Origin of the sequence: Nocardia sp. NPDC047038 (assembly GCF_040644075.1) — a bacterium.
GTDB classification, from domain to species: domain Bacteria; phylum Actinomycetota; class Actinomycetes; order Mycobacteriales; family Mycobacteriaceae; genus Nocardia; species Nocardia sichangensis.
In genome coordinates, this window is sequence record NZ_JBEYVQ010000002.1 from 888,125 (window position 1) to 913,379 (window position 25,255).

Below are 25,255 nucleotides of genomic sequence, written 5' to 3' on the forward strand. Positions count from 1 at the left end.
ACCGAGCGCTTCCTCGGCACTTGATCGGCAAGTGTCACAACATTTCTCGCCGGTCAGAAGGTGTGCGCGAGGCAGCGTGATCGGGATGTTAACTGATGCGAATCCACCCAGCGACCCATTGTGATGCGCGTTTGGAATAACACCACGAGTTCGAATATGAAATGTGCCCTATATCACAGTTAGTAACGCGGATGTGTAACCCGGCCGATATTGCCGTCGGTACGCTGAAGGTCGCAAACAGGTGCGGTCGGTACTACGAATGACGTTCTCGTCGCGCGCATCTCGTGATACGCCGGGCAGCTTCTGCTTCCGTGTGCCGCGACAGGCGTTCCGGCGGGCCGGGGCGTTTCGAGCAAAGGATCGGATCTGTGCGCTGTCGACTCTGTGACTCCGACAGGCTGTCCAGCATTCTGGACCTCGGCGCCACACCGCCGTGCGAATCGTTCCTCACCGCCGATCAGCTCGACCTGCCCGAGCCGACCTATCCCTTGCACCTCCGGGTGTGCGCCGACTGCCTGCTACTGCAGATTCCGGCGCTGATCACGCCGGAGGACACCTTCACCGAATACGCCTACTTCTCCTCCTACTCCGACAGCTGGGTCCGGCACGCGGGCGAGTTCGTCGACACCGCGACCGCACGGCTGGGGCTGGGTAGGAACTCCTTCGTGGTAGAGGTCGCCAGCAACGACGGCTACCTATTGCGCCACGTCGTCGACCGCGACATCCGATGCCTGGGCATCGAGCCATCGGCCAACGTCGGAGCGGCGGCTCGCGAGTCGGGCGTGCCCACCGAAACGGCCTTCCTCGACGAGGATTCCGCACGCCGCGTCCGTGCCGAACACGGCCCCGCGGATCTGGTGATCGCGAACAACGTCTACGCCCACATCCCGGATCTGCGCGGGTTCACTCGTGCGCTGCGCATCCTGCTGGCGGATGACGGCATGCTGACCATCGAAGTCCACCATGCGCTGAACTTGGTCGAGTTCGGTCAGTTCGACACCATCTACCACGAGCATTTCCAGTACTACACCGTGCTGTCGGCGCAGCGTGCGCTCGCTGTCGCCGGATTGACCGTGGTAGATGTCGATCGGCTACCGACGCACGGCGGATCGATCCGGCTGTGGGTGCGCCCCGACGCCGCCGCGGAGGCGGTGAGCGACCGGGTGCGGGTGGTGCTCGACCTCGAGCGCGCCGCCGGACTGCACTCGGTGGCCGGCTACACATCGCTGCGGGAGCGTGCCGAGTCGGTGCGGCACGAGTTGCTTCGGTTCCTGCTCGACTGCAGGCGCCAGCGCAAACGCGTCGCCGGATACGGTGCACCGGGCAAGGGCAACACACTGCTCAACTACTGCGGGATCCGACCTGACCTGCTCGAGTACACCGTCGACCGCAACCCCTACAAACACGGCAGATTCACACCGGGAACGCGAATCCCGATCCACCCGCCAGCCCGGCTCGACGCCGATCGCCCGGACGTGATCGTGGTGCTGCCTTGGAATCTCGAGTCCGAGATCACCGCACAGTTGCGGCATGTCGCCGAGTGGGGCGGTCGGCTCGCCTATCCCTTGCCCGAGCTGCACGTGATCGACCCGGCGTTCCCGGCTCGCACGGTGCAGGCCGGAGCCGAGTCGAAAGGAAACCGGCGCCGATGAAAGTCGTCTTGTTCTGCGGTGGCTACGGCATGCGCATGCGCGGAGGCAGCGATGACATGGTGCCCAAGCCGCTGCAACTCGTCGGCCCGCGCCCCTTGCTCTGGCATGTGATGCGGTACTACGCGCACTACGGCCACACCGAATTCATCTTGTGCCTCGGATACGGCGCCGAGCACATCAAGAATTTCTTCCTCACCTACCGGGAGTCGGCGTCCAACGACTTCGTGATCCGCAACGGCCGGGTCGAGTTGCTCGGCAGCGACATCGATGATTGGACGATCACCTTGGTCGATACCGGCGTGGAGTCGGCCATCGGGGAGCGCCTGCGCCGGGTGCGCGAGCATCTCGGCGACGACGAGCACTTCCTGGCCAACTATGCCGACGTCCTCACCGACGCTCCCCTGGACGAGATGATCACCCAGTTCCACGCTTCGGGGGCGGCGGCATCTCTCATGGTGGTGCCGCCGCAATCGTCGTTCCACTGCGTGGACCTCAGCCCTACCGGTGAGGTCAAGGACATCGTTCCCGTGGCGAATATGCCATTGTGGGAGAACGGCGGCTATTTCGTGCTCGGCCGGGAGATCTTCGACCTGCTGCCACCCGGCGGAGATCTGGTGGAGGACGCTTGCGGAGCGCTCGCAGGCCAGGGCCGGTTGTTCGGTTACCGCCACGACGGATTCTGGAAGCCGGCGGATACATTCAAGGAGCGCGCCGAACTCGACGCGGCCTACCACAGCGGACACCGGCCATGGATGGTGTGGGAGCCGTGATCGCGCTGTTTCCCCCGCGGCCCGCCGAGATCGCCCTGCTCGGCGCGCACTGCGATGACATCCCGATCGGCATGGGCGCCACGCTGTTGTCGCTGACCCGCGCCCATCCGAGTATGCGGGTGCGCGCGCTGGTCCTCTCCGGTGCGGGCACCGAGCGCGAAGAGGAGGAACGGGCGGCGCTCACCGCCTTCTGCGCCGGACGGACACCGGAGTTGACGGTGCTCGACGTCCCGGACGGACGAGCACCGGCGCACTGGGATCGGATCAAGACGGCCGTAGCGGAGTTTCGCCGGGCGGGTGAACCGGACCTGGTGTTCGCCCCGCAACCGGGCGACGCGCACCAAGATCACCGCACGCTCGCGGAGCTGGTGCCGACCGAGTTCCGCGACCACCTGATCCTCGGCTACGAGATCCTCAAGGCGGAGGTCGACACACCGGCGCCGACCGTGTTCCACCCGGTCGACGCGGAGCTGGTCCAGCGGAAGTCGCAACTGCTGCACCGGCATTACCCGTCCCAGACCGGTCGCGACTGGTTCGACGAAACCGCGTTCCTCGCCTCCGCGCGGATCCGCGGCGTGCAGTGCCGCACCGAGTACGCCGAAGCCTTCGTGGTGAACAAGGCCGTCATTCGATGGGAGAAGCAGTGACAACGATGCGAGTCCTGGTCACCGGGCATCAGGGATACCTGGGCACCGTCATGGTCCCGATACTGCGGGCCGCCGGGCACGAGGTCATCGGGCTCGACACCGGGTGGTTCGCCGACTGCCTGCTCGGCGAGTTCGCCGGTGACCCGGTGGGCCTGCGCCTCGATCTGCGATCGGTGGGGATCGAAGACCTTCGCGGCATCGATGCGGTCGTCCATCTCGCCGCGCTGTCCAATGATCCTTTGGGCGCGCTCGCGCCGGAAGTCACCCACGAGATCAACCATCGCGCCTCGGTGCGTCTGGCTCGGCTCGCGAAAGAAGCCGGTGTGTCACGGTTCCTGTACGCCTCCACCTGCTCGGTGTATGGGGCCGCCGGAGACGAGCTGGTGACCGAGTCGGCGCCGCTGCGGCCGATCACCCCGTATGCCGAGTCGAAGGTGCGGGTCGAAGACGACGTCGTGGCGCTGGCCGACGACCACTTCGTTCCGGTGTTCCTGCGCAACGCCACCGCGTTCGGATTCTCGCCTCGCCCCCGCGCTGACATCGTGCTCAACAATCTCGTCGGTCACGCCGTCCTCACCGGTGTGGTCAAGGTGCTCTCCGACGGCACGCCCTGGCGGCCGCTGGTCCACGCCCGCGACATCGCGGCAGCCTTCGAACGCTGCCTCACCGCACCGGCATCGGCCGTCGCCGGCCGGGCGTTCAACATCGGGACCGAGCGAAACAACCTCACCGTTGCCGAGATCGCCGAGTCGGTGGTGGCCACCGTGCCGGGGTCGCGGCTGCTGGTCACCGGCGAGACCGGGGCCGACCCACGCTCCTACCGGGTCGACTTCTCCGCCGCTCGCACGGTGCTCGGGTTCGAGGCGCGGTGGTCGGTGCCCGACGGCGCCGCCGAACTCTACCGTGAGTACACCGAACGCGGCCTCACCCAGGACGCCTTCTTCCAGCGATTCACGCGACTCACGTGGCTCCAGCGGCTGCGCGCGTCCGGCGCGCTGGACCCGCGGCTGTGTGCGGTCACCGCGCCGGCGACAGGGTAGCCCGCAGATGCTCCCATCGTCCGGCGTTCGCGTCGCGATCCGACATCACCGTCACCGGCAGCGGCCAGGCGATCGCCAAGTCCGGATCATCGAAGGCGACGCCGAGATCCTCGGCGGGATCGTGCGGCCGATCGATGCGGTAGCACACGTCGGCGGTGTCGGTGAGTGCTTGGAATCCGTGCAGGAATCCCGGCGGCACGTACAGGTGCCGGAACTCCTCGTCGTCGAGCCGGAACGCCTGCGTCCGGCCGAACGTCGGCGACGACGGCCGGATATCGACCAGCACGTCGTGCACCGCGCCGTGTGCGCAGCGGACCAGCTTGGCCTCGCCGCGCCCGGATCGGCCGTGCATGCCGCGCACCACCCCCCGGCGCGACCGGGACTGCGAGTCCTGCACAAAACTGGCGGAAATTCCCGGAATCCCCAGGTGAGAGTCGAATTCGGCGGCATCGAAGGTCCGGGTGAAAAGGCCCCGGTCGTCCCGGACGGGCGCTGGGATCAGCACCACCACGTCGGCCAGGTCGGTCTGCTCGATACGCACACCGGCATCGTGTCATGACCGGCCGCTGCCGCGCCTGCTCCGGCGCCGTTCTGCACACCGTCCTGGATCTCGGGACGGTGCCCGCGGCCGATGATTTCCCGCCCGCGGCACGACCGGTGACGCCGGCGGAGACCACGCATCAGCTGCGGATGGTGCGGTGTGCGCGATGCGAGCTGGCACAACTCGCCGAAGACGAGACCGTGGGGTCCGAACCCCGCGGAGTGGAGCCGCGGGCTCTCCGTGATCAGGCCGCTGACGCGATCGCGCGGGTCGACGCGGCCGGCCTGCTGCGCGGCGACACGGTCATCGAATTCGGCAGCCCGCACGGTGGTTCGTGGCTGCCGTTGCTGGCCGAGCGTGGCTGCGCGGAAGCCGACGCCGCGCAGGCGGAGCTGGTCCTGGACTGTTTCGGCATCATGCACGAACCCGACCAGCGTGCAGCCTTCGCCGCCCGCGCCGCGGCCGTCGCCCCGGGCGGATTGTTGCTGTTGCAGTACCACTCGCTCGCCGCCATCGTGGCACAGCGGCAGTGGAACGCGTTGCGCCACGGGCATTTCGCGTACTACTCCCTGCATGCGCTGAGCCTGGCGCTCACCGGCGCGGGCATGAGCGTGACCACCGCGTGGGAGTTCGACCTCTACGGCGGGACGGTGCTGGTGGCAGCTCGACGCGGGCCCGCAGCGCCCGACCGCACCGTGCGCGAGATCCTGTCCCGCGAACGCGAGATCATCACCCCGGAATCGCTGCGCCTGCTACAGCGGTTCGTGGACGATCACGTGCGCGCGCTGCGGACCTGGCTGATCGATGCGGCCGCAGCCGGGCAGCGAGTCTATGCCTACGGGGCGGCGTCCCGGGCGGTTGCCCTGCTGTCGCTGGCTGGTGCGCACCAGGGGCTTGTCGCAGGCGTCGCCGACGTCGCGCCCGCCAAGCAGGGACGCCGAATGCCCGGTACCGACATCCCGATCATCAGCCCACGGGAGCTGATCGAGTCAGCACCCGACCGGGTGCTGTTGACGCTGCCCGACCTGCTGGGTGAAGTGTCGTCCGGACTTCCGGAACTCGACGGTCGCTGGTTCCTCGACGATCCCCGCGGACCCAGAAAAGGAGGTGTGGACGACCGCCACACCCCCTGGGCCGCCCCCGGCCAGCAGTTCACGAGCGAAGGACAGCCGTACCGATGAACACCACCCCTCGGATACGCCGACACCGGCTGCACTGGCCGGCTGACTCGGTCGCACCGGCCACTGCGCTGATGATCGTGGCTGTCTTGCCGATGTGCGGCGGCACCGCCGCTGTCGACGGCACGAGCTCGACGGTGTGATCGACAGTGGACCCTACCGGACAGAAGCAACCGCGATCGTGCTCAGCGGCCTACCGTGGCCCGCGCTCGCACCCGCAGCCGCGTCCCCAACGCCCGGACCAGACGCAGATCACCGGCCAGCACGTCGGCCGGACGCACGAGATCCGGGTGATCGGCGCCCAGGCGATGATGGAATCGCAGCTGCTCGGTGAGCTTGCTACGGGTCGAGGTGCGACTGCACAGGTTGAACGAGGAGTTCCGCCACGCGGCAACGATGTCGCCGAGCCCGACGAAAGCGCCGCGGCTGCCGACGCGGGCGAACAGGTCCACATCCATCGGAAACACCAGGTCGCCGCGCAGTCCGCCGACGGCGTCGTAGTCGGTACGCCGGAACATGGCGGCCGCGGTGGGGCCGAAGTCGGCCGGTCCGCGACGCACGATCATCCGGGCCAGATGGCGGCTGCCGTGCCTGCCGACCAGCTGCGGCAGCCCAAGCCCCGTCTCGAGCATGTCGCCGGACTCGTCGATCACGTCGAACCTGCCCGCGCACAACGCGATCGCGTCGTCGTCGAACTCCGCCGACTGCGCGGTGAGGGCGCCGGGACGCAGGATGTCGTCGGCGCAGACCACCTTCACGAGGTCCCCGGTGGATTCCCGGATCGCCCGGTCCCAATTGGCGCCGATCGGCAGTACCCGATCGTTGCGCAGCACACGCACGCGCGGATCGCGCCGCGCTCGCGCGATGTCACCGGTGCGGTCGGTGCTCGCGTTGTCGAGGATCACGACTTCGAAATCGAGATCTTGGGCCAGCACCGAGTCCAGGGTCGCGGACAGAGTTCGTTCCGCGTTGTAGGCCGGCACGCACACCGACAGTTTCCGCATCCCAAGCCGCCCCTTTGCCAGAATCGCGATCGGACATTGCCTCGTAATTGCCGAAACTATGCCACATTTCACCGCGAGTTGGCATCTGCATTCGGAATTCCCAGTGCTGGATATCGGTTAACGCACCTCTGCGCGACCAGGATGAATCCGGCGTGCAGCCTTATACTTTCCGGCCGTGAACGAGTTCGGCAGACGACTTCACGGTGCGGCGAACGGGACGAAGGGATCGGGTCATGACGAGTGCGTCCGGCGCGGTGAAGGTGCACATGACCGGATCGGAATGGTTCGGCGCCGCGCCCGGCGGGCTGGGCCGATATTTCACGGACTTACACGGCGCTTTATCGGATATACCAGGGATTTCGATGTCGGCCGCCGCTTTCGGCCTGCCCGACCGGACGCATGCCGGGGCGCGATCCTGGGGGCCGGTCGGCGGGTCGACCCTGCGCCGCGCCCGCACCGCGTTCTGCGCTCGCGACGCATTGGACCCCGGCACGGTCGTGGATCGCCACTTCTGCCTCTACGGCCCGGCCGCCAGGGACGGGCGTGGTCGCCGGCTACCACTCGTCGTTCATTTCCACGGCCCGTGGGCGGCGGAAAGTCGAATGCACGGACAGCATCCCGTCGCAGCCTTCGCCAAATACCTCATCGAACGTATGCGATACGTTTGCGCGGATCGTTTCGTTGTGCTCTCGGAACACTTCCGCAACGTGCTGTGTGACGATTACCGCATCGCGCCCGATCGCATCGAGGTGATCGCGCCCGGGGTCGATCTCACCCGGTTCCGCCCCGCCCCGGTCCCCGCGTCTGCGCCGGTCGTGCTCTGTGTGCGTCGGCTGGAGCGCCGGATGGGGATCGATGTGTTGCTGCGCGCCTGGCCCGGGGTGCTCGCCGAACACCCGGAGGCTCGTCTGGTCATCGTCGGAACCGGCAGCGCCGAGGCGGATCTCCGGCGCGCAGCCACCGAGGGTGGGCTCGACGGCAGCGTCGAGTTCACCGGCCGGATTCCCGACCATGAGCTGGCCGCCCGCTACACCTCCGCCGCACTCACGGTGGTGCCGACCGTAGCCCTGGAGGGATTCGGCCTGATCGCCCTCGAGTCGCTCGCCGCGGGCCGGGCGCCGGTGGTCACCCGGTGCGGTGGTTTGCCCGACGCCGTGCAGGGCCTGGATCCGTCGCTGATCGTGCCGCCCGGCGACCCCACCGCGCTCGCGGCTCGGATCAGCGCGGCGATCGCGGGCTGTCGGCCCACACCGGCGCAATGCCGCGCCCACGCGGAGACTTTCAGCTGGCATGTCGCCGCCCGGCGGCACGCGGCGCTGTACCGGGAGCTCGTATGAGCGGACCCGCCGTCTTCCTCGGCCATACCGCCGCGCCCTCCGGAGCCGAATTGGCCACCCTGCGGCTGCTGCGCACACTGCGGACGCAGGGCACCGAAGTGGCGCTGGTGTGCACCGAGGACGGCCCGGTGATGGCTCGTGCCCGCGACGCGGGGATCGAGACTCGGGTCGTGACAGGCCGATTCGACAGCCGGGCGATGACCACCGCATCCGGCCCGTTGCGGCTGATCACCGGGTTTCTCGCGTTGCTGCGGCTGGGCTGGACGGTCGGTGGCGCGGTCCGCGAGCTGCGCGCTCGGGTATTGGTCGCGGAGAGCAGCAAAGCGCTCGTGCTGGGGGCGGTCGCGGCCCGCCGCGCGCGGGTGCCGCTCGTCTGGCAGGTCCACGACCGGGTGTCCCGGGACTACTTCGGCTTGCTCCCGGCCACCACGATCCGGCTGCTGGCCGCCCTGGTCTGCCGGGGACTGCTCGCCAACAGTCACGGCACCCGTGCCACGCTGCCCGCGCGTATCCCGGCGGCCGTCGCCTATCCGGGCGTCGCCCTGCCTGCCGCGCCGCCGTCGCCGCGCGGCCGCGCGGCCGCCGACGCGGTCGTAGTCGTCGTGGGACGGTTGAGCCCCTGGAAAGGCCAGGACGTATTCCTGCGAGCCCTGGCGGCGGTGCCGACCCGGCCTGCTGCGGTGTACCTCGTCGGCGGCACGTTCTTCGATGAACAGCCGTTTCGGCAGTACTTGGAACGACTCGCCGACGAACTCGGTCTGGCCGTGACCTTCACCGGTCACGTCGACGACCCCGACCGGTACCTCGCCGAGGCCGACGTGCTCGTGCACTGCTCGGTGCTGCCCGAGCCGTTCGGGCAGGTGGTCGTGGAGGGTATGGCCGCGGGCTGCGCGGTGATCGCGACGGTGCCCGGCGGCCCGGCCGAGATCATCGACGACGGGCGTACCGGCCGATTGGTTCCTGCCGGTGACGAAGCCGCCCTCACCGCGGCTCTCACCGAACTGCTCGGCGATCCGGCCGCACGCGCCCGGATCGCCGCCGCGGGCGCCGACCGCGCGCGCGACTTCGACATCCGCGCCACGGCACATGTGGTCACCCGCTTCCTCGACGAGGTGGCGCCGCCGTGACCGAACCCGATTACCTGGCCACGCTCACCACCGACGTCTTCCCCCGCGTCGAACTGCCCCCGCGCCCCCGCGGGGTGCACCGGCGCGCCGACGGGGCGCGCGGGCCGGGAGGCGGTGGCGCGCACAGCAAGCCGAGCCGGTTCGAGGTGCTCGGCGATATCGCCCTGGTGAGTTTCGGCAGATACGGTCAGTACATCGTCACGGTCGTGACCGTGCCGTTGATCGCCCGGGTGCTCGGCGCCAACGGCCTCGGCCTGCTCGCCATCGGCATGTCGGCCTACTTCATCGGTTCGCTTGTCGTGGATCTGGGAGTCACGCAGTTCCTGTCCGCCCGCGTGCCGGAGATCAACGCGCGCAAAGACACCCGCTTGCGGGAGATCAACCAGCTGCGCGGCGACTATCTGGCCATCCGGCTCACCACGGCGACGCTGTTCGGTGCCGCGCTCGCCGTAGCCTCGGCCGTGCGCGTGCCGGAAGCAGCGCAGATGGTGCTGCTCGGGCTGTTCGTCGGTGGCTTCTGGTCCCTGTCGGAGGACTGGCTGCTGATCGGTGAGGGACGATTCGGCACCTCCACCGCGTATCAGACCATCGGCCGACTGTGCTATCTCGGGCTGCTGGTCGGCTTGCTTCCCCAGCTGCCGAACTCGCACATCGCCCTGCTGTGCTTACTGCTGTCCTCCGTGCCGACGGTGGCGTTGACATGGTGGGACGCCTGGCGCCGGTACGGGTCGCCTGCTCGTCCTCGCTACTACGGCGTCGTGCTGCGCCGCAGCGTTCCGGTGTTCGTCTCCCGGTTGCTGGTCACCGGCTACGGCCAGGGCGCGGCGACGCTGTATTCGACCGTGCTCGACGCCATCTCGCTGGGGCTGTACTCGGCGGGCGACCGCCTGGTGCGCGCGGTCCAATCCCTGCTCGACGCCATCGGCTTCGCGCTGCTGCCACGGATGGCCCGGCGCGGCGACGACCACGGGTTCTGGCGGCACAGCCTGCAAGCGCTGGCCGTGACCGTCGCCGTCGCCGCACTCGCTTCGGTCGGCATCTGGCTGGCCGCGCCACTGCTCATCCGGCTGGTCTTCGGTACCGAGTTCGCCGCGTCCACCGGCCTGTTGCGGATCGAGGTGCTGATTCTGCCCGCCACGACGGTCACCTCCTTCATCACCACGGCCATCCTGCCGGTGCGCCAGGACACCACCGGCGTCCTGATCGGCGCGCTGCTGGGGACTCTCGTCGCCGCGGGCGCACTGGTGCTGACTGTGCGGACCCGCTCGGTGCACACCCTGGTCTACGGCCTGCTGGTGGCCGAAATCACCGTCGCCACCTGGCATTTGCTGCGGGTGCGCTTCCTGACGCGCCGGGATCGGGCCGAAGCCGACACCGTGCCGCTGCCGATCGTGCCCCGGAAGGAAATCCGACCATGAGAATTCTGTTCGTCGGCGACGACTGGCTCGGCAGCAACGCGCGTTCGCTGGCCGACGGCTTCCGTCAAGCCGGCCACGACGTGCTCGTGGTCGACTCCACACCGGTGACCCTTCCGGCCAGGCTGTCGCCGCCGTGGGTGTACGCGAAGGCGACCGGCCGACGCGACCGGCGCACAGTCGAACGGGTACACGCCGAGATCGAACGAAACGCTGCCACCTTCCGGCCCGAGATGCTGTTCGTGTTCAAGGGAATCCATCTGGACCAGCAGCGACTGCTCGACGTGCCCGCCGCGTTGCATGTGCACTACAGCCCTGACGACGTGTCCAATCCCGAGAACCTGACCGATGCCTACCTGGCCGCCGAACCCGGCTGGGACCTCATCGTCACCACCAAACAGCACAACGTGCCGGAGTTGCTGGCGCGTGGCGCCCGTGCCGCGGGCTTCGTGCTCAGCGCCTACGACCCGGCCTGGCATCATCCGGCGGCGCGCCGAGGCACAGGTGATCATCTGGTCGGCTTCATCGGAGTGTGCCGACCCGACCGACGCGCCGAACTGGTGTCGCTGGCACGCCGCTACGGACCGCGCATGCTGGTCCGCGGCCCCGGCTGGCGCCGGGTTCCTGAGTTGCGCGCCACCCGCGCCGTCGTCGGCGGCGCGGTGTACGGTCCGGAATACTCCGCGGCGGTCGCCCAGGTGACAGCCAATCTGGTGCTGCTCAACTCCGGCAACCGCGACACCCACACCTGCCGTACCTTCGAGGTGCCCGCGGCCGGTGGATTGTTCGTCGGTGAACGCACCGGCGAACACGCCGAGCTGTTGCGCGACACCGTCGAGTGCTTCCTGTTCGACGGCACCGACGAACTGGTCTCGATTCTCGATTGGGTGGCCGCCCACCCGGAGCGCGCGGCCGAGGTCGCGGCGGCCGGGCACCGGCGGATCACCGCCGAGGGGCATCGTTACGTGGATCGTGCCCGGCAGATCGTCGGCCTCGCCGCGGAGGTCGGGAACTGAACGCCTACACCGATATAGCCGCCGTCGCGGCTGCACTGGTCACCGTTGCGGCGGCCGCGCTGTGGGTTCCCGGCATCGCCCGCGTGTTCTTCATCGCGCAGGCCCTGTTCTGGTCGCTGTCCTACGTGGCGCGGCCGCTGGTGCTGCTCGCGGTGCTGCCCGATCCGCACTACGGCGACAACATCTCCGACCCCCGGCTGGCCGGACTGGGATACGACCGCGGGATCGGTCTGGTGCTCGACCACGTGGTGTTCGGCTTGTGGTGTTACGCGCTACTGGTGATCGGTTACGCGCTCTGGCGGCGGCGGCACCCCCCGAGCGCCGTCCCGGCCGCTGTCGAAGACCCCGACGTGATGCCCACGCTGATCGTGCTCTACGGGCTCGGACTGTTGGGCCGGGCGGCATCGGTGGCCACCGGATCGCTGGGCGCGGCCGGTGAGGTCAGCAGCGGCAACCCCCTGCTCAGCTTCGTCGCCACGTTCGCAGGGATCGCGGCGCTCGGAATGATCGTCTTCCTCCGGCCTGCACGGCCGCAGACCACGGCGCTGGCGCTCGGCGCGCTGTTCGCGGGCGAGCTGTACTGGTCGTCGGCCGTGCAGTCCAAGACACCGATCCTCGCCGCCGCACTCGCGCTGGCCGTGCGGTTTTCGATGCTCGGCTGGAACCGGCGCACCACGATCGGCGTGGTGCTGATCGGCGTGCTCGGCGTCGCCGGATTCGGCTGGCTGCAGTCGTTCAAGAACTCCGGCACGGCCGCGCTCGACGCGGCCCTCGTCGACTCCCGCTACCCGGAGAACGTCCGGCCGTTCCTGAGTATCCTGCGGCGCTTCGACCTGCTCGAAGCCGCCACCGACGCGTACTTCGTCGGCCCAGGGGGCTGGCTGTCGCCCGGCGAGGTTCTCCACCACGCGAGCCTGAGCCTGATCCCGGCGCAGGTACTCGGTATCGAGAAGCTCCAATCCGGTACGGCCTGGGCGATCGACGTGCGCGGCGCGTCGGTGGATATGAGCACCGTGTCGGTGTCCCTCGCGGAGGGCAACGTGAACGAAGGCTATCTGCTCGGCGGTGAGGTCGGCGTGCTCGTCGCCGTCGTGTTCACCTTCGGGCTGTTGCTCGCGTGGGAGCGCTCACTGTATTCGCGGTTCTTCCCGGTCCTGGTGCTGGGGCTCGCGATCACCGGCGCCTCCACCCTGTTCGAACGCGGGATTCTCGGCAGTTTCGAGAATCTCGGCAAGTTCGCCCAGTCGGCTGTGCTCGCCTGGTTCGTCCATCTGATCGTCACGGAATTCCGCCGCCGTCCGACGCCGCTCCCGTCACCGGCGCACGCTTCAGCAGTTACGAAGACATGAGGTCGCAGTCCATGGGTTTGATCGATATCTGGCATATCGTCCGGCGGCGGTGGATGCTGATCGCCGCCATCGCGCTGACCGTCACGGTGGCCGGCGTCTGGTACGCCTCCTCCCGCGCCGTGACGTACGTGGCCAGCAGCACGATGTACGTCTCGATGGCCACCGGCACCTCGGTCAACGACTCCTACCAGGGCGGTCTGGCGGCCCAGCAGCGCGTGCGGTCCTATCTCGAACTGGCCACCAGCGCCGCGGTCGCGGAGCGGGTCGTCCACGACCAAGGGCTGACGGAATCGCCGGACGAGTTCCGCGGGCGGATCACCGCCTCGTCGCCGCCCGCAAGCACGATCCTGGAGATCGCGGTCTCCGCGCCCACCGCGCAGCGGGCGCGTGATCTCACCGACGCCACGGTCGCCCAATTCCGGGCTCTGGTCGACAGTCTCGAATCCATCGAATCAGGCGCTGCTCCCGCCGCCCGCGTCTCGGTCGTCGACCGTGCCCGGTTACCGGCCGCTCCGGCAGGCCCCGGCACGAGCCGGTTCGTCGCCATGGGCTTGTTCGGTGGACTGCTGCTCGGCTTCGCGGCCGCATTTCTGCGCGAACGCACCGACCGGCGTATTCGCACCAGTAGCAACCTCGCCGAGGTCGCGCCGGTCCCGGTGGTCGCCGCCTTCGACCACGGAGAATCCACCTCCGAGGCGGCCCGGCGACTGCGTAATCACCTGCGGGGCGCCCAGATCATCGAATGCACCAGCCTCACCGACCGATCACTATCAAAGGTGGCGAACACCCTGGCGCTGGCCTTCGCCGATGCCGGTCATCCGGTGATCCTCGTCGACGCCGACACCTCCGGCGACGGAAGCTCCGGCACGGTGCCCGGTCCAGGCCTGACGACGCTGCTGCGCGGCGGTGTACCGCTGGACCGGGCGATCACCGAGGACTGGGGCGGGACCGGGGTCGCGGTGCTGCCGATCGGGCACATCGAGCCGGATACGTCCGACCTGATCGCCTCGGAACACTTCGCCCATCTCATCGCCGATCTGCGCGAGCGCTATTACCGCGTGATCATCGAGACCGCACCGGTCAGTCGTGCCGCCGACGCGGTCGCCGTCGCGCCGTTGTCCGATGCCATCCTCGGCGTCGCCGATCTCGGCAGACTCACCGAACCGCGGCTGCGTACCGCCCTGACCGCGTTCGGCACGTCCGGGCCGACCGGCGTGGTCGGCTACCACGCGCCCGGATCGGCGGCGGACCGACTGGTGGGATGGTTGAGGGTATGAGCGACGACATTCTCCGGCGGCGCCGCTTGCTCGCCGCGACTCTGGGTGCGGCGGCGGTACTTCCGATCACCGCCGCCTGCACCACAGCCGAGCCGGACGACCCGCAGTTCCGGTCGCCCACCACCGATGCGCCCGCGGCACGTAACGTCCGGGACTTCGGAGCCGTCGGAGACGGTATCGCCGACGACACCAAGGCTTTGGCCGCAGCCGTGGCCAAGGACCCGGACGAGCCGCTGGTGCTCTACCTGCCCGCCGGGCACTACCGGGTCGAGTCGATGCCCGATCTGCCGGACTACGCCACGATTCTCGGTGACGGCGCCGACGTCACCACGATCGTCTACGCGGGCGAGGGCACTCTGGTGCGGCTGCGCAAGCGCAGCCGGGTCCGTTTCGCCAGGCTGGGCATCTACACGACAGGTCCCGGCTCGACGGCGGTCGACCTGTCGGAATGCTTTCGCTGCTCCTTCGACGCGGTGGTACTGCGCGGCAACCACCTCAGCGACAACCATCCGCGGTACCTGACCCAGCGCGGAGTCGTGTTGCGCGACAACACCGGCGGCACCGCCTTCATCAACTGCGACATCAACAACTTCGGGATCGGACTGACCACATCCTGTATCCAGAACTACGTCACCTCCTCGAAGTTCACCAGTAATCACACCGGCGTCCTCGGCACCGGCAACGACCACAACGCCGGGCTGGCGCTCACCAACGTCGAATTCGTCTCCGACCAGAACCCGCTCACCACCCACCGGCACCTGCGGGTCGACGGCGCCGCCAACGACTGGTGGCTGACCAACGTGTGGTTCGAAGGAGCCGACGTCGCCGTGTCGGTCGGCGAGAACGGGCGCGGCGGGCCCGCGCAGTTCGGCATGGTCAACGCGAAGGTCGCGGCCCGTTCGGTCGGGCTCGAACTGAACTACTGCCGACAGCCGTATCTGGCGAACGTCATCTTCGACGCGGAGTCACAGCCGCCGGGCATCCCGGTGCGCGTGGATCCGGTCGGCTGTCCGGAAGGCACCGCGCTCGGATTGATCTCGGGGATCACCGACGACATTCCCGTCGAGACGTTTCCGGGCGGCTGGAACGTCATCGGCCGCAAGGGCATGCGCACTCCGCGGTTCACCGGCACCGTGGTGTCCCAAGCGGGACCGCACGGCGCGGACGTGTTCCAGGCACAGAGCAGCGACGGCGCCGTCCGCGCCGCGGTGACCGCCGACGGAACCTGGGTTTGCGAGCACGCCGACAACGGTCCAGTGCTCAAGGCGCCCGACGGCGGCTACTGGCGGCTCACGGTCTCCGACGACGGAAAGCTGGGCACGGTCGCGCTCGGCAGGAAGCGTCCCGGCGGATGACCCGACGACAGTACCGCCGTATCGAAACGCAGCCGACCATCACCGGTCCACTCGGAACGCCGGTGCGGTTGCGGCCGCCGCGCTTCGACGATTTCGCTGAGTGGCGGCGGATCCGGCTCCGTGACCGCGCGATCATGGAACCCTACTGGGTCAGCTCGGAGCAGGACTGGCCCGACCGCCACACCGCCCGCCACTGGGTGCGGGAATGCCTGGACAACTGGGCCGAGGCACGCGCCGTGCGGCGGGTGAGCATGGTCATCGAGGTGGCCGGGCGGTTCGCCGGACAGATCGAACTGGCCTCGATCGATGCGGCGGCGGGCAGCGCCGAACTCGGCATCTGGATCAGCTCCGCCGTCGCGCGCGGCGGTATCGGCGCTCTTGCCTTGACCATGATGACGGACTTCGGTTTCGACAGCCTCGGCCTCATGCGAATCACCGCACCGATCGCACCCGGCAACATCGCCGCGGCCAAGGTCGCGGCCACGGCGGGCCTGCGGTACGAAGCCCGGATGACCACCTATTTCGATGCCGGTGGCGCACGCCGCGACCACGAGCTGTGGGCGGTGACCCGCCCCGATCGGCCCGACCTCGGGTTCACCGCCGTCTACCTGGCCCGGCAGCGCCTCCACCCGACGACGACGCAACTGCCCGCCGCCCCCGCTGTCCCGCACGGGCCGCCCCGCGTGAGCATCGCAGCCGCGCGTCTGCGGTACCAGCTTTCCCGATTGCGCCGGGTGTTCAGGTGGTTGCGGGGCAGCGCCGCCGTCGCCCTCTCCGACTCCGATGAAAGCGGCGGGGTGCTGGTGCGGTCACGCCGTGTCTCCGATTTCCGGCAGCGCCGCGCGGCCCGTATCCGCAACCGGGCGACGCTGGCACGCGATCCGCACATGTCACCCGCCGCGTGGCTGCGCCGGCATTCCCTGCGCCACTGGCTGGCCGAACTCGCCGAAGCAAGGGCAGGCCTGCGTTCCGGGCCTGGGCTGACGCTGACGATTCTCGACGACGGCCGTTTCGTCGGGGAAGCCCGGCTGCACGGGCTGGACATGTTCGATCGCAATATCCGGCTCAGCGTCTGGACCGACGCGTCGGTTCGCCCGGAAACCCGCGCGAGCGTGCTCCGCCTACTGGTGCGCCATGCGACCGAACGGCTCGAGATTCTCCGCGTCGCCATCGCGATCCCCGTGTCCGACGTCGCCGCAGCGGCTGCGGTCGCCGCGGCCGGGTTCGCCGAGGAGGGACGGATGCGCGGACACCTCGATGTCTTCGGACCTCGCGGCGATCACGACCTCTGGGCGTACAGTCATCCGGCCCGCACGGCTGTCCCGGATGACGCGCCGGTCCGTGGGGAGCCGGTCCCGTGAGTTCGGCGACCGGGCGCGCCCCGGCGCACGACCACAACACCTCCGGCCGTCCCGCGACCTCCTCGACGCCGGAGCGTATCCCCGCCCGGCACTTCACCGGCACCGCTCTGCTGTACCGGCTTCCGCCGGTATCCTGCCCGCACCGCATACGGAGCACCAGATGACTCTGCACCCCGACCTCCCACCGCACCACGGGTTCGCCCGCAGCAATGCGCTGCAGCGTCGGCTGCACGAGCTGGTGCCGGGCGGCGCGCACACCTACGCCCGCGGAGCCGATCAATACCCCGAGCAGATGGCGCCGATATTGGTGCGCGGCAACGGATGCCGAGTCTGGGATGCCGACGGCAACCAGTACGTCGAATACGGGATGGGACTGCGTTCGGTCACCCTCGGCCACGCTTGTGCACCGGTTCTCGACGCCGTGACGACCACGATCGCCGACGGAGTGAACTTCAGCAGGCCGACCGAACTGGAACTGCTCGCGGCCGAGGACTTCCTGGACCTGGTCCCCGGTGCGGACATGGTCAAGTTCGCCAAGAACGGCTCCGATGCCACCACCGCCGCCGTCCGGCTGGCCAGGGCCGTGTCCGGTCGCCAGCGGATCGCCGTCTGCGAGCAGCCGTTCTTCTCGGTCGACGACTGGTTCATCGCGACGACACCGATGTCGGCGGGCATCCCCGCTCAGGTCGGCGCCGAAACCGTCCGGTTTCCCTACAACGACGTCGACGCCCTCGCCGTGGTCCTGGCGGGCGACACCGTGGCCGCGGTCGTCATGGAGGCGGCCACCGCGACCGCGGAACCCGAGCCAGGCTATCTCCAAGCCGTGCGCGCCCTGTGCGATCGGCACGGCACCCTGCTGGTGTTCGACGAGATGATCACCGGATTTCGCTGGGCCGCAGGCGGCGCACAGTCCGTCTACGGCGTAACTCCCGACCTGTCCTGCTGGGGCAAGGCCATGGGTAACGGATTCCCCATATCGGCGCTCGCCGGACGGCGCGAGTACCTGGAACGGGGCGGTCTGCGCACCGACGCCGACCGCGTGTTCCTGCTGTCCACCACGCACGGGCCGGAAACCAGTGGGCTGGCGGCCTTCCGCGCGGTCGCCGCGGCCTACCGGACCGGCGATCCGATCGCCCGAATGGAAGCGGCCGGCGCCGCACTGGCGACCGGGTTCACCGCGCTGGTAACCGAACTCGGGATCGGCGACCACCTCCGGGTCCGCGGTCGCTCCTCCTGCCTGATCTTCGAAACCCTCGATTCCCGCGGGAACCCATGCCAGGCGTTCCGCACGTTGTTCCTGCAAGAACTGCTGCAACGCGGAGTACTCGGGCAATCCTTCGTCACCTCGGCGGCACACGACCACGACGCGATCGCCGCCACCCTGTCGGCTTGCGCGGCCGCGGCCCAGGTGTACCGGACCGCTCTCGAACGCGGCACCGTCGATGGACTGCTGCGCGGACGATCGGTCGCTCCCGCGATTCGCCGCACCGCCGCGCCGCGGCAGATCGAAACGAGCACATCTCGATGACCACACCCCGCATCGCCATCGTCCACGAACGGTTCACCGAATTCGGCGGATCCGAAGCCGTCGTGGGCGAATTCGCCCGCACCTGGCCCGGTGCGGACATCTACGCCCCGATCGTCACGCCGGACGGAATCCGCCTGCCCGTCCGGCATGTCCACGACACCTGGCTCTCCCGCGCCCACACGGTGACCCGCGGTCGGCACGCCCCGCTGCTGCCGTTCGTCCCCCGTTCCCTGCGTCGTATGCCGTTGCGGGGCTATGACGCCGTGGTCGTCAGCCACCACTCGTTCGCCACTCAGGCCGCGTTGGCCACCGACGCGCCCGTGATCGCCTATGTGCACAGCCCCGCGCGATGGGCCTGGGATCGAGAGTTCCGCATCCGCGAAGCCGGCGGACGGACCGGCCAGTTCGCCCTCGGCGCCCTGGGCGCACTGGCCCGCCGCACCGAACTGCGGGCCGCGCCGCGCCTGACCCAGGTGATCGCCAACTCGACCGCCGTCGCCGACCGGATCCGCGACTGGTGGGGCCTGACCGCCACCGTGATCAATCCCCCCGTCGATGTCGACCGTTTCACCCCCGATCCCGCACGTGCCCGGGAGGACTTCTTTCTCTGCGCCGGTCGCCTCGTTCCCTACAAACGCGCCGATCTCGCCATACGAGCCGCGCAACTCGCCGGCGTGCGGCTGGTCGTGCTGGGCGCCGGTCGTTTCCGGCCTCAGCTCGAAGCCCTCGCCGGACCCGAGACAACTTTTCTGGGCGCCACCTCCACCGACGTCCTGCGGGACATGTACCAACGCTGCCGCGCCCTGCTCATGCCCGGCGTGGAAGATTTCGGCATCGTCCCGGTCGAAGCCATGGCCTGCGGTACCCCGGTGATCGCCATCGGCGCGGGCGGCGCGCTCGACACGGTACGACCGGGCACGACCGGCGAACACATCGCTCCGGGCGCCGATCCCGACGTCGTCACCCGCCTGGCGGCGGCGATGGCCGACTTCGACGCCGCCCGCTACGACCCGCGCATCGTCCGCGCCCACGCGGAAACGTTCGCACCAACCGCGTTTCGGGCACGGATGGCCGCGTGCGTCGCTCAGTAAGCGGCCCCCCAGCGAAGTACCGAACGCTGTTTGCTCGGCGAGCGTGATCTGCCCGGCCGCATGGTCGAGCGCGTCTGCTCACTCGTCGAGCCGGTCGTAGCAACGGCTGCCGTGACGTATCACAGGTTCTCCGGGATGGGAACGGATGCGCAGGGGGGCAACGTGTTCCGGGTCGATGATGGTCGGTATGGGCGGCATCGTCGACTTCGTTCGGGCCAGGCGCATCAGTGTGCATCCAGCTGTAGAGCGTCGGTGACCCGTGCGGGTGCTGTTGACGGCGAGTGGGTCGCGCGGCGACAGCGAGCCGATGTTGGGGCTCGCGCTGTGGTTGCGGGAATTCGGAGCGCGGGTGCGGGTGTGCACGCCACCGGATATCGCCCCGCGTTGCGCTGACCTGGGGGTGCCGATAGTGCCGCTGGGGCCGCTGAAGGCCGGTTCCCGAGCCGGGAGACCGTCGCGGGCTGAGCTGTCGCGATTTGTGACGGACTGGCCCAGAATGCAATTCGACACGATCGCCACTGCGGCCGCAGGATGCGACGTCGTGGTCGCGGCCGGCGTGACCCAGGTCGCGGCCCGGTCCGTCGCCGAGAAGCTCGGCATCCACTACCAGTATGTGAGCTATCAGCCGACCAGTCTGCCCTCGCCACATCACCCGCCGATGCCGCTGCCGGGCGATCGACCCGCACCGGAGGCGATCGACAACCAGTTGCTGTGGGAAATCGACACCCACGGTTGGAACGCACAGTTCGGCCACGCGCTCGATACCGGCCGGGCGGCGCTCGGGCTAGGGCCGGTAACCGATGTACGCGACCACGTCATCACCGAGAGTCCGTGGCTGGCCGCGGACCCGGTGCTGGGTCCATGGCCGCAATCGCCGCAACTGAACGTGGTGCAGACGGGTGCCTGGATCGTGTCCGACGAACGCGCCTTGCCCACCGACTTGTCGGCGTTCGTGGACGCGGGCACACCCCCGGTGTATGTCGGATTCGGCAGTATGCCGATGCGCAGCGAAATCGCCCGGGCGGCAATCGAGGCGATCCGCGCCCACGACCGCCGAGTCCTCCTTTCCAGCGGCTGGGCCGAGCTGGCCCTGATCGATGACCTGCCCGACTGCATGGCCATCGACGAGGTCAACCATCAAGCGCTGTTCGGCCGGGTCGCCGCCGTCATCCACCACGGCGGCGCGGGCACGACGACCGCCGCCGCCCGGGCGGGCGTGCCGCAAGTGGTGGTACCCCAGATGATGGACCAGCCGTACTGGGCACGCCGGGTGGTCGACCTCGGCATCGGCGCGGCGTGTGCGGAAGCCGACCCCAGCGCAGCGTCATTGTCCGCCGCCCTCGACATCGCATTGGCGTCTACCACCCGAGCGCGCGCGAATGAAGTGGGCGGCATGATCCGCTCGGACGGGGCGGCGGTGGCTGCGAAACTGCTGATCGACGGGATCAATTGAGTTTCGGCTCGTAGCCAGCGCGATTCCGCGAGTGCTCATTCAGGTCAGCATTCCCCGCACTTCGGCAATCCGCCGATCCAGCCGTGCCGAGTGCGCGGTGGCGGCAGCCTTCTCCGCCTGCCGGATGGTTGCGCGCGCTGCGTCCAGTTCACGCTTCCTCAGGAAAGACTCCGCGAGCCAGGTGCGGTAGAGGGCCACTTCGCGGGTTCGGTCGGCCGAGAGTTGCCCGATCGCGCGGGACAACAGTGGGCTCGCTTTGGCTGGTTCGCCCAGCTCGACGAAGCACCTGCCTGCCATCACGTCTATCTCGGTACGGTCCATCCAATACACCCACTCCGGCTCAGGAATGTCCGATGACCTGCGCTCATACGACTCGTCGACCGCATCGAGCGCTCGTTCGGCTCCTTCGCGATCACGCGACCGTGCGCATGCCCACGCCAAGCGATCGGTCAGCAAGGACCGGACCACCGGAGGTGCATCTATCGCTCCCTTGACGGCGGTACGTGCGAGCAGCGCGGCCTCACTGGGATTGCCGATATTGGCGATCTGATAGCTGAGGCTGGATAAAAGTTGCGCCGTCAATACGCGGTCTCCGGCATCATCGGCGGCCGATGCGCCGCTCAGGTACAGCCGCTGGGCGTCGTCATATCTACCTGCGTCGCCGGCCACCCACCCGGCGAGTTGTGCGAGCTCACCCGCGACTGTCAACAGCCGCTTGCCCACTCGTTCGGAATAGCTGCATTCCGTGATGACTTCCCGTGCGCTTTCGAACTCCTGCAATACCAAGGGGAACAAGTCCTCGCCACCGACACTGTCGTCCAGATGCCGAAGCTGGATCACACGGTGTTCCATTTCGGTCGCCAGCGATTCTCCGACGCGCCGACCAGTCGAGGCACGCGCCTTGGGTACGGGATCCGCCACCAGCCATTCGTGCGCGACTCGGATCGGGTCCGGTGATGGCGTCATGAGGGCACCAATCGGAATATTCAGTGCCCGTGAGTAGCCAATGATGTGCTCTTGCTTCACATCGCGCTGCCCGTTCTCCAACATGCCGAGCAGCGACTTGCTGTAGTTGGTCTTCGCCGCGAGCGCGGCCAGGCTGACGCCCCGGCTCAGCCGCGCAGTGCGGAGCAGAAATCCAGGATTCTCCATGGAGCCGACGCACCCCCGGTTCTGTGGACTCTTGTGGACTGTAAATCGATTCCGCGCCCCACCGATCGATCCGAGACTACTACGTACCGCCTGGTAGAGGCGGGTCCGAATCGTATGGGAGTGGGGGTTACGAATGGAAACGCGTGGAGATACACCGTTGTCGCGGTGCCGGTTCTATCGGCAGGAGTGCGGTCTGCCCGCTGTGGTCGACCCGCCGGAACTCGGGCGGATCGTCATGCGAGCGGGGTCGGTGTGGGCGATGACGATGCCTATTCGCCTCGGGCAGGCGGTGAAGGCGCACATGCACAACAGAAGCGTCCCGTTGGGACCGATTGTGGGACATCCGCGTTCGGGGCGCTGGACCTTCCTCATCCAGCCCGATCTGCCCGATGACGTGCGGTTGTTCGCCGAACTGTTCCGGCTGGACGTGTCGGTCGCGCGGACGGGAGCGACGATCGCGCTGCCTTCGCCAACCGCTGCGGTAGGCGCGATCCGGCACTGGATAGTGCCGCCGCGCACCGCCTTCCGCCCGTCAGGCAGGTTCGTAGTCGAAGCCATCCGGGCCTGGGCAGATCAGATGCCGCGTACTCGGCACAGGTCGGGGACAACTCATGTCGGATGACGAATTGCGCACGAGGCGGTTCCTCCGCGTCGATGAGTCGCGGTTCCGGCGCGCGCATGACAACCCACACTGGCCGGTATCCAGTCCCGCGAATGCCAGAAAGGCGCTGGAACTGCACTACGAATGCGACTACTCATCGTGCGCGACGCTCGTCGCGGCGGTGATAGCCAGCCGCGAGGACTACCGATACTTCCGCCGCACCGAAACGAACGCCGCCGGAGTCCAGAGCGATTGCGCGACGTCCACACCGGGACCAGGTGCGTGATGTGTGGCGATTCATCCATGAACCCATCGAACGACGTTCACGTGAGCGTATTCCTACACGGACTGCGAATGGATTTCGCCGCATGCGCCACGGCGGCGATGACCTTCGCACGGGAATGGCGGCACACCCATTACTCCGACGCGGTGGAGATCCTCCCGGACGGCGCACACGGCTTGCCCCGCCTCCCTTGTGAACGCTTGTATTGCGATCGTTCGCGCCCGATCAACGGAAGCGGGTGAGTGCGCGGCACGGAGACGGGGCGGGTACCTCACCTCGGAGGAACGAGGTCGGCGGCACGCCCATCAGGCTGCGGAAATCGGCTGTCATGTGGGACTGGTCGTAGTAGCCGGTGCCTGCCGCGATGTCGGCCCACGGTGTGTCTTCGGCTCGGGACAAGACGCGCCGGACGCGGTCGATGCGGGCGAAGTGTTTCGGGGAGACGCCGATTCCGGTGGTGAACAGGTTGCGGAGCTGGCGTTCGCTGACGGAGAGGCGTGTGGCGAGTTCCGGGACCGGGAGCGGGTGGGCGGCGGCGATGGTGGCTACGGCGGTGGCGAGCAGTCGGCGGTGGGCACGCTGGGCCGGATCGTCGGGGATGCGGCGCGGCAGTTCGTTCTCCAGGTACGGCACGACCTCGTCGTGCTCGAGTTCGATCAGCTCGGCGGCGAGGTGCGCGACCGGGCCGGGTAGGTCGTCCAGTCGCGCTACGCGATCGGTGAGGTCCGCCGCAGGGACTCCGAGCAGGGTGGGGACGGCACCGGGCGCGAGTCGAAGGCGCACGCAACCTGCGGGTTTGCTCGCGCGCGAGTAGCTGGCCTTCGTCTGCGGGCCGACGACGAGCGCGGCGCGGGTGGCTCCGGCATCTCCGTGTTCGGCGCGCAGCACGATCGTGGTGGCCGTCTGTGGAATGTGCGCGAACGGCTCGGAGAGGTCGAGCACGGTGGGGATGCGGCCGAGTTCGACCAGCCACGGCCGCAGCGACTCCGGTGCGGGTTCGGACGTCTCGACCAGATCGGCGGTCACGACGCGCGGCAGGGCGATCACCGGATCCACTGTAGGCAGTCGCGGCCGCGCCAGGTGTGCCGGAATTTCCTAGAGACCTGCGCGAACGCCCGGCACCGTGGTCCACATGATCGTGATCACGGGTGCGACCGGCACCATCGGCAGTGAAATCGTCCGGCAGTTGAGCGAGCGGGGGATATCGGTTCGCGCAGTCACCCGAAACCCGGACCGGGCGGAGGTGCCCGCCGGGGTAGAAGTGGTGCGCGGCGATTACACCGACCTCGCGTCCATGGCGAAGGCGATGGCCGGTGCGGAGGCCGCGTTCGTCGTCGGCGTGCTGGGCCCGGAATATGTGGAGGCCGACCGGGCACTCATCGCCACCGCGCGGGACGCGAAAGTTGCCAGGATCGTCAAACTTTCCGCCATCGGCACCGGCGATGCCGGACTCGGCCGAGTCGGAACCTGGCATTTGCCCGGTGAGCAAGCCGCACGCGAGAGCGGAGTCGACTGGACTATTCTGCGCCCCAGCGCTTTTGCCTCCAACACCCTGAGCTGGGCCGCCGCGATTCATGCCGGGCAGCCGGTGCCGAATATGACCGGCTCCGCCGCACAGGGTGTGATCGATCCTCGTGACGTCGCCGGTGTCGCCGCCGAAGCGCTGGTTTCCGCCGAGCACGCGGGCCGGATCTACACCCTCACCGGGCCGGAATTGCTCACCACGCACGATTTGGCCGCCACTTTGGCTACCGTGACCGGCCGGACGGTGGAGGTTGCCGACATTCCGGAAAACGAAGCGCGGCAACACATGCTCGCTTCCGGAATGTCCGCCGAATTCGCGGACGGTGCGCTTGCGGGGCAAGCCTATGTGCGTGCGGGACACAACGCGATCGTCACCGACGACGTGCGGCGGATACTCGGGCGGGCGCGAACTTTCGCCGAATGGGCTGCCGACAATGTGCGGGCATTCGATGCCGCGGTGCGCACGTCATAGGGTATATGTGATTGGCCTCACATCGAATTGCCGAACGCTGCCTGCTCGGCAAGGGTGACATGACTGGCCGCGTGGTCAGTGC

At 68.5% G+C, this 25,255-nt stretch carries 23 protein-coding genes; 19 read left to right on the forward strand and 4 right to left on the reverse strand.

All coding sequences use genetic code 11. The annotated features are described in order from the left end of the window. Window positions 1–368: 368 nt before the first annotated feature. From ABZ824_RS12205 to ABZ824_RS12220, 4 genes are read left to right on the forward strand one after another with little or no spacing between them, the layout of a single operon-like run. Entirely contained in the window at window positions 369–1,652 is a 1,284-nt protein-coding gene (locus ABZ824_RS12205; RefSeq protein ID WP_356963303.1) for a class I SAM-dependent methyltransferase, read from the forward strand. Beyond that, window positions 1,649–2,422: a glucose-1-phosphate cytidylyltransferase gene (locus ABZ824_RS12210; protein ID WP_356963304.1), complete on the forward strand. Its 774-nt coding sequence runs from the start codon at window positions 1,649–1,651 to the stop codon at window positions 2,420–2,422. Before ABZ824_RS12205 ends, ABZ824_RS12210 begins: the two co-directional genes overlap by 4 nt. Beyond that, the gene (locus ABZ824_RS12215; RefSeq protein WP_356963305.1) at window positions 2,401–3,069 is read left to right on the forward strand and encodes a PIG-L family deacetylase; all 669 of its coding nucleotides are present in this window, start codon (window positions 2,401–2,403) and stop codon (window positions 3,067–3,069) included. The genes ABZ824_RS12210 and ABZ824_RS12215 overlap by 22 nt, the downstream gene beginning before the upstream one ends. Window positions 3,070–3,074: 5 nt before the next feature. Next, window positions 3,075–4,109: an SDR family oxidoreductase gene (locus tag ABZ824_RS12220; protein ID WP_356963499.1), complete on the forward strand. Its 1,035-nt coding sequence runs from the start codon at window positions 3,075–3,077 to the stop codon at window positions 4,107–4,109. Here the strand turns inward: ABZ824_RS12220 and rfbC are convergent. Continuing rightward, window positions 4,087–4,650 carry a dTDP-4-dehydrorhamnose 3,5-epimerase gene (gene rfbC / locus ABZ824_RS12225; protein ID WP_355073246.1) on the reverse strand — a complete coding sequence of 188 codons (564 nt, stop codon included), beginning with the start codon at window positions 4,648–4,650 and terminating at the stop codon, window positions 4,087–4,089. The genes ABZ824_RS12220 and rfbC overlap by 23 nt on opposite strands. A gap of 14 nt (window positions 4,651–4,664) precedes the next feature. Between rfbC and ABZ824_RS12230 the strand changes: the two genes are divergently transcribed. Continuing rightward, a complete protein-coding gene (locus ABZ824_RS12230; protein WP_356963306.1) occupies window positions 4,665–5,831 on the forward strand; it encodes a class I SAM-dependent methyltransferase in 1,167 nt (388 codons plus the stop codon). A 182-nt stretch (window positions 5,832–6,013) separates the two neighbouring features. On the opposite strand, the gene ABZ824_RS12235 is transcribed toward ABZ824_RS12230, so the two are convergent. Next, on the reverse strand, window positions 6,014–6,832 hold the full coding sequence (locus ABZ824_RS12235; RefSeq protein ID WP_355073243.1) for a glycosyltransferase family 2 protein: 819 nt from the start codon (window positions 6,830–6,832) through the stop codon (window positions 6,014–6,016). 260 nt (window positions 6,833–7,092) lie between these two features. Here ABZ824_RS12235 and ABZ824_RS12240 point away from each other — a divergent pair, with 260 nt between their 5' ends. The 12 genes from ABZ824_RS12240 (at window position 7,093) to ABZ824_RS12295 (ending at window position 21,141) form a co-directional block, all read left to right on the forward strand. Next, window positions 7,093–8,169, forward strand: a complete 1,077-nt coding sequence (locus ABZ824_RS12240; RefSeq protein ID WP_356963500.1) for a glycosyltransferase family 4 protein — start codon at window positions 7,093–7,095, stop codon at window positions 8,167–8,169. Continuing rightward, complete coding sequence (locus tag ABZ824_RS12245) at window positions 8,166–9,296, forward strand: glycosyltransferase family 4 protein (RefSeq protein ID WP_355073241.1); 1,131 nt, start codon at window positions 8,166–8,168, stop codon at window positions 9,294–9,296. Before ABZ824_RS12240 ends, ABZ824_RS12245 begins: the two co-directional genes overlap by 4 nt. A gap of 146 nt (window positions 9,297–9,442) precedes the next feature. After that, a complete protein-coding gene (locus ABZ824_RS12250; protein WP_356963501.1) occupies window positions 9,443–10,714 on the forward strand; it encodes a lipopolysaccharide biosynthesis protein in 1,272 nt (423 codons plus the stop codon). After that, complete coding sequence (locus ABZ824_RS12255) at window positions 10,711–11,727, forward strand: glycosyltransferase (protein ID WP_356963307.1); 1,017 nt, start codon at window positions 10,711–10,713, stop codon at window positions 11,725–11,727. The genes ABZ824_RS12250 and ABZ824_RS12255 overlap by 4 nt, the downstream gene beginning before the upstream one ends. An 83-nt stretch (window positions 11,728–11,810) precedes the next feature. Further along, entirely contained in the window at window positions 11,811–13,076 is a 1,266-nt protein-coding gene (locus tag ABZ824_RS12260) for a hypothetical protein (protein ID WP_356963308.1), read from the forward strand. A gap of 11 nt (window positions 13,077–13,087) precedes the next feature. Further along, window positions 13,088–14,353 (forward strand): Wzz/FepE/Etk N-terminal domain-containing protein, encoded by a 1,266-nt coding sequence (locus tag ABZ824_RS12265; protein WP_356963309.1) that lies wholly within the window; start codon window positions 13,088–13,090, stop codon window positions 14,351–14,353. Further along, window positions 14,350–15,708, forward strand: a complete 1,359-nt coding sequence (locus ABZ824_RS12270) for a glycosyl hydrolase family 28-related protein (RefSeq protein ID WP_356963310.1) — start codon at window positions 14,350–14,352, stop codon at window positions 15,706–15,708. Before ABZ824_RS12265 ends, ABZ824_RS12270 begins: the two co-directional genes overlap by 4 nt. After that, window positions 15,705–17,069 carry a GNAT family protein gene (locus tag ABZ824_RS12275; RefSeq protein ID WP_356963311.1) on the forward strand — a complete coding sequence of 455 codons (1,365 nt, stop codon included), beginning with the start codon at window positions 15,705–15,707 and terminating at the stop codon, window positions 17,067–17,069. The genes ABZ824_RS12270 and ABZ824_RS12275 overlap by 4 nt, the downstream gene beginning before the upstream one ends. After that, a complete protein-coding gene (locus ABZ824_RS12280; RefSeq protein WP_356963312.1) occupies window positions 17,066–17,233 on the forward strand; it encodes a hypothetical protein in 168 nt (55 codons plus the stop codon). Before ABZ824_RS12275 ends, ABZ824_RS12280 begins: the two co-directional genes overlap by 4 nt. Next, entirely contained in the window at window positions 17,230–18,597 is a 1,368-nt protein-coding gene (locus tag ABZ824_RS12285) for a glutamate-1-semialdehyde 2,1-aminomutase (RefSeq protein ID WP_356963313.1), read from the forward strand. The genes ABZ824_RS12280 and ABZ824_RS12285 overlap by 4 nt, the downstream gene beginning before the upstream one ends. Next, entirely contained in the window at window positions 18,594–19,688 is a 1,095-nt protein-coding gene (locus ABZ824_RS12290) for a glycosyltransferase (RefSeq protein ID WP_356963314.1), read from the forward strand. The genes ABZ824_RS12285 and ABZ824_RS12290 overlap by 4 nt, the downstream gene beginning before the upstream one ends. Window positions 19,689–19,947: 259 nt before the next feature. After that, window positions 19,948–21,141: a glycosyltransferase gene (locus tag ABZ824_RS12295; RefSeq protein WP_356963315.1), complete on the forward strand. Its 1,194-nt coding sequence runs from the start codon at window positions 19,948–19,950 to the stop codon at window positions 21,139–21,141. Window positions 21,142–21,180: 39 nt separating this feature from the next. Here ABZ824_RS12295 and ABZ824_RS12300 read toward each other — a convergent pair whose 3' ends face one another. Next, window positions 21,181–22,293, reverse strand: a complete 1,113-nt coding sequence (locus tag ABZ824_RS12300) for a helix-turn-helix transcriptional regulator (RefSeq protein WP_356963316.1) — start codon at window positions 22,291–22,293, stop codon at window positions 21,181–21,183. 133 nt (window positions 22,294–22,426) lie between these two features. Here ABZ824_RS12300 and ABZ824_RS12305 point away from each other — a divergent pair, with 133 nt between their 5' ends. Then, window positions 22,427–22,915, forward strand: coding sequence for a DNA-directed RNA polymerase subunit beta (locus ABZ824_RS12305; protein WP_356963317.1), 489 nt, complete (start codon window positions 22,427–22,429; stop codon window positions 22,913–22,915). Window positions 22,916–23,402: 487 nt separating this feature from the next. On the opposite strand, the gene ABZ824_RS12310 is transcribed toward ABZ824_RS12305, so the two are convergent. After that, a complete protein-coding gene (locus ABZ824_RS12310) occupies window positions 23,403–24,224 on the reverse strand; it encodes a helix-turn-helix domain-containing protein (RefSeq protein ID WP_356963318.1) in 822 nt (273 codons plus the stop codon). 85 nt (window positions 24,225–24,309) lie between these two features. Between ABZ824_RS12310 and ABZ824_RS12315 the strand changes: the two genes are divergently transcribed. After that, window positions 24,310–25,173 (forward strand): SDR family NAD(P)-dependent oxidoreductase, encoded by an 864-nt coding sequence (locus tag ABZ824_RS12315; RefSeq protein WP_356963319.1) that lies wholly within the window; start codon window positions 24,310–24,312, stop codon window positions 25,171–25,173. Window positions 25,174–25,255 lie beyond the last annotated feature (82 nt).